Source organism: Pseudomonadota bacterium, assembly GCA_030860485.1.
Lineage (GTDB): Bacteria > Pseudomonadota > Gammaproteobacteria > JACCXJ01 > JACCXJ01 > JACCXJ01.
Map to the genome: position 1 here is coordinate 1 of JALZID010000245.1, position 4,064 is coordinate 4,064.

Here is a 4,064-nt window from a genome sequence, read left to right on the forward strand (position 1 = left end):
CGCGCTTTACCCGCTCTTGATCGAGCTACCCGTCTCGGATTCGTTCCCGAGCGCGCATGCCGCTCAGGCGACTGCGTTTTTCCTGTGCCTAGTTCTTATCGTGCGCCGCCAAGCCCCCGAGTGGGCACGGTGGGTCGCCTGCGCGGCAGTGGTTGTGGTGGCCTGCGTGGCCGCCTCTCGGATCTACCTGCAGGTGCACTTTCCGTCGGATACGCTGGGCGGGATGGTTTTAGGGGTGTTGTGGGTGACTGTGGTCTATAAGCTCATATTTCGGAGGGAGCGGCAAGCGTAGCGGTCTTAGTTTAAACTTAGTGGTGAGTGCCACTTACATCGGCACAGGTGGCCATAGGCAGGCGTCCGGTCGGAGTCCATCGTTGCGCGGTAGGTCGACATTGCCCATTGCGAAGTCGCGGGGGGCCTCCTGCGCTCGGTCGTCACGAGGGGTCCCGATGGTGCTTTCCCGTCGGAAGTTCCTGATCGGCAGCGGCACGCTGGCAGCCGCGACGACGCTGCGGCCTGGCAATCTGCTCGCCGCGCTCGAGCGGCAGACGCTGAACCCGCCGGCGCTTTCGCCTGCGAAGGACTGGGCCAGCATCCGCTCCCAGTTCCCCCTGGTTCGCGACTATCTCCACTTCGCCAGCTTCTTCCTGGTATCCCATCCGCGTCCGGTACGCGCGGCGATCGAGGACTTCCGCCGGGCGCTCGACGCCAACCCGTTCCTCGTCGTGGTGCGCGGCATGTTCGAGTCGGAGGCGGAGAACATGCAGCGCAAGGTGTGCAAGGAGATCGCGCCCTACCTGGACGCCGAACCCACCGAGATCGCGCTCACCGGCAACACGACCATGGGACTGGCGCTGATCTACAACGGATTGCCTCTAAAGCCTGGTGACGAGGTTCTCACCACCACGCACGATCACTACTCGCATCACGAGTCGATCCGGCTCGCCGTCGAACGTGTCGGCGCCGGTATGCGTAAGATGCCCCTGTTCGACCGTCCGGAAGATGCCTCGGTATCCGGCATCGTAGAGCGGATCCGCTCGGCGATCCGACCGTCCACCCGCGCGCTCGGCGTTACCTGGGTGCACTCGAGCAGCGGCGTGCGGCTCCCGATCCGGGAGATCGCGAGAGCGCTTGAAGAGATCAACGGTAAGCGCGAGGAAGCTCACGCCGTGCTCCTGGTGGTGGATGGCGTGCATGGCCTGGGCGCGGTGGACGAGAGCATCGCTCGGATGGGCTGCGACTACTTCTGCGCCGGCACGCACAAGTGGATCTTCGCCCCGCGTGGCACGGGCATCATCTGGGCCGCTCCCAAGAGCTGGGCACGCCTGCGCCCGACGATTCCTACCTTCTCGAAGGTAGAGTCGTTCGACGCCTGGATGAATGAGAAACGCGATGCCGGCCCGAATGACGCGGCACGCATGACGCCGGGCGGCTTCACGGCCTACGAACATCAATGGGCGATGGGTGCGGCGTTCCGTTTCCATCGGCAGATCGGGCGCCCGTGGGTGGCAGAGCGCATCCGCCAGCTGAACGATCGCTGCAAGTCGGGACTGGCGGCCATACCGCACCTGACGCTCCACACGCCGCGAGATCCCGAGCTGTCGGCGGGAATCATTGCCTTCGAGGTGGATAGGATCGCGCCTAAAGCCGTCGTGAACATGCTCCTTGAGCGCCGCATCATCGCGAGCACGAGCCCCTACAAGGTCTCGTATGCGCGCCTCGCGCCGAGCCTGGTGAACACGCCGGAAGAGGTGGATGCCGTAGTCGCCGCGGTGCGCGCGATCGCTCGCACGTAGAGTGGCGGTGAATTCGGAACACCGAGTGCCGGAGCTAGGAACCTCAGCGCGTGCGCTGCCGACGACATAAGGAGGTCGAAGGCGTACGGAAGCAGCGCTAACGAAGGAGAAACGACGAGAGCGCGCAGAAGTACAGCGGCGTGTGCCATCAGCGTAAGCCCGGTCTTACTCATCTCTGGATGCGTCGGAAACGGACAGGAGCGGAAGTGAACGGGGCCCTTAGTGTGGGTTGGCTCTTTGATGTGTGGCGTTATTCGGGCGCCATCAGGCATTGGTGCACAAATCGATACTGGGCGAATGTCTGGGAAGGCCCAGCGCCGCTTCGAAGGCCGGCTAAGGCTTTAGGCAGACCGAAGTCAGGCGGGCACCGTTCGTTGTCACCAGGATCTTGAGGACAGAGTATATGCGCATGCTTAGCTGCTTCATCACCGGCTTTATCGCCAGCTTCGTGACTTCCCCCTTACTGTCCGTGGCCATCGCCGGAACGCCAAAGGCCGTCTGGCCCCGGCTCGCCGGCACAAAGTACGGCACCCCCCACGCCTATGGGGACCCGACCATGCAGGCCCAGCTTGCCAAGCTCGATTACCTCTTCATCGATTTCTTTCCGAACTGGGGTTCCACCAATAAGATGCGGGCCGCCCTCAAAGGGATCAAGGAAAAGAATCCCAATATCATCATCTTAGATTACGTTATGCAGGAGACCGTTTACAACACCTGGCCCGCCTTGCAGCCGCTCCGGGATAAGCTCGATGCTTCCTCCCGCTGCGCCGTTTGATCTGGATGGGGACCGAGATGGTCACGCGGCCGTCGCTGGTTGACCTGCGGCTCGCCGGTCTTGCTGATACGAGTCAGACTCACGCCGCCACCTCCTCTCCGGCACGGCTGGGCGCAGCTCAAGGGAAGCTCCTCAATGCCATTCGCTCGCAGCCTGCCCTCGATGTCCTGTGGCGAGACGATAACCTTCTCGACCAGGAGCCGCACGATGCGCTGCTGCTCGGCCGATCCTCATGAGCGTGAAAACGCAGTGTAGGTGTGGGGCCCGGTGTAGAATGTTGCTGTTAACGGCCCTGTAGCTGCGACGGTGAAATCCCTGGCAAGAGGGTGCTTGGAAGAGGGGGTAGGACGGTGTGGAAGCGGATCAAACGGATCGAGTGAAGCAAACGACCATTGAGTGGCTACCCATTTTGGCGGATATGGATCTGTTTTCCGATCTATCGCCATCGGAACTGGAGCTCTTCGCCAGGGCGATGGAGCTTGTCTCCTTGTCCCAGGGTCAGTTTCTCATTCGCCAGGATGAGCCCGGCGACAGCCTTTACGTGATTCTCGAAGGTCAATTCCTGGTGACTCGGAAAAACGATCGGGGCGAGGTGGTTCCCCTCAATCGTGTCGGCCCGGGCGCCTGCGTCGGCGAGATCGCGCTGGTAACGGGCGAGCGGCGCAGCGCCTCGGTTCGTGCCGATCGCGACTCGATCGTCGCTAGACTCGCCAAGGACGCCGTCGACCACGCACGCTGGACGGCTCCGCAAGTAGCGGCCCGGCTGGCGCGGATCATCGTCGAGCGCTTGCAACGGGCGGAGCTGCAGAACGTGCTGTTCTTCGGCGATCAGTTCAAGGCTATGAGCCAAGCCGTGCTCAAGGATCTGGAAGCGGAGATGGAATTGATGCTTTGTCCGAGCGGCGCCTGGCTCATGCGCGAGGGAGACGATTGCGACGGGAGCTACGTCGTCGTGAGCGGCCGCTTGCGTGTCACCCACCAAAACGCGGGCGGCGAGCCGCGCGTCTCCACCGAGCTCGGGCGTGGCCAGACGGTCGGCGAGATGGGGATCCTAACGGGAGGCAAACGCACGGCCGCCGTGTGCGCCATTCGAGACACCCTGATGGCCAAGCTATCGGTGGAGGGCTTCGAGCGTCTGGTACGGAAACACCCCCCCGAATTGGTCAAACACTTCGCCGGCGCCGTGATCAACCGTCTTTGGACGCAAACCTTAGGGAAAGCGCGGGATAAAAACAGCGTGGTCACTATCGCGCTCATCCTGACCGGCAATAATGTTCCACTCACGGATTTCAGCCGCCGGCTGGTCGAAGCTCTGTCGGGGCACGGGCCGACCTTGCTCTTGAACAGCGACTTGGTCGGTGAGTACCTAATTCTACTTTGTCACTCCGCCGCAGTAGGGTCCGGTTAATTTCGGGGTAGGTGCCCTGAAACCCAATAACGGCGCGGCTTCCCATGGATTGCCAAGGTGTCTCCGATTTGAACAGTGCAGGCCG

At 62.4% G+C, this 4,064-nt stretch carries 5 protein-coding genes; all 5 read left to right on the forward strand.

Annotated elements, in window-relative coordinates; translation table 11 throughout:
• The coding region (locus M3461_15240) for a phosphatase PAP2 family protein (protein ID MDQ3775602.1) at nucleotides 1-292 on the forward strand (292 nt) is incomplete at its 5' end.
• A 157-nt stretch (nucleotides 293-449) separates the two neighbouring features.
• The gene (locus M3461_15245) at nucleotides 450-1,796 is read left to right on the forward strand and encodes an aminotransferase class V-fold PLP-dependent enzyme (protein MDQ3775603.1); all 1,347 of its coding nucleotides are present in this window, start codon (nucleotides 450-452) and stop codon (nucleotides 1,794-1,796) included.
• A 409-nt stretch (nucleotides 1,797-2,205) separates the two neighbouring features.
• Nucleotides 2,206-2,571, forward strand: a complete 366-nt coding sequence (locus M3461_15250; protein ID MDQ3775604.1) for a hypothetical protein — start codon at nucleotides 2,206-2,208, stop codon at nucleotides 2,569-2,571.
• Between the two features lie 17 nt (nucleotides 2,572-2,588).
• Nucleotides 2,589-2,807 (forward strand): hypothetical protein, encoded by a 219-nt coding sequence (locus M3461_15255; GenBank protein MDQ3775605.1) that lies wholly within the window; start codon nucleotides 2,589-2,591, stop codon nucleotides 2,805-2,807.
• A 182-nt stretch (nucleotides 2,808-2,989) separates the two neighbouring features.
• Nucleotides 2,990-3,979, forward strand: coding sequence for a cyclic nucleotide-binding domain-containing protein (locus tag M3461_15260; protein ID MDQ3775606.1), 990 nt, complete (start codon nucleotides 2,990-2,992; stop codon nucleotides 3,977-3,979).
• The last annotated feature ends 85 nt before the right edge of the window (nucleotides 3,980-4,064 follow it).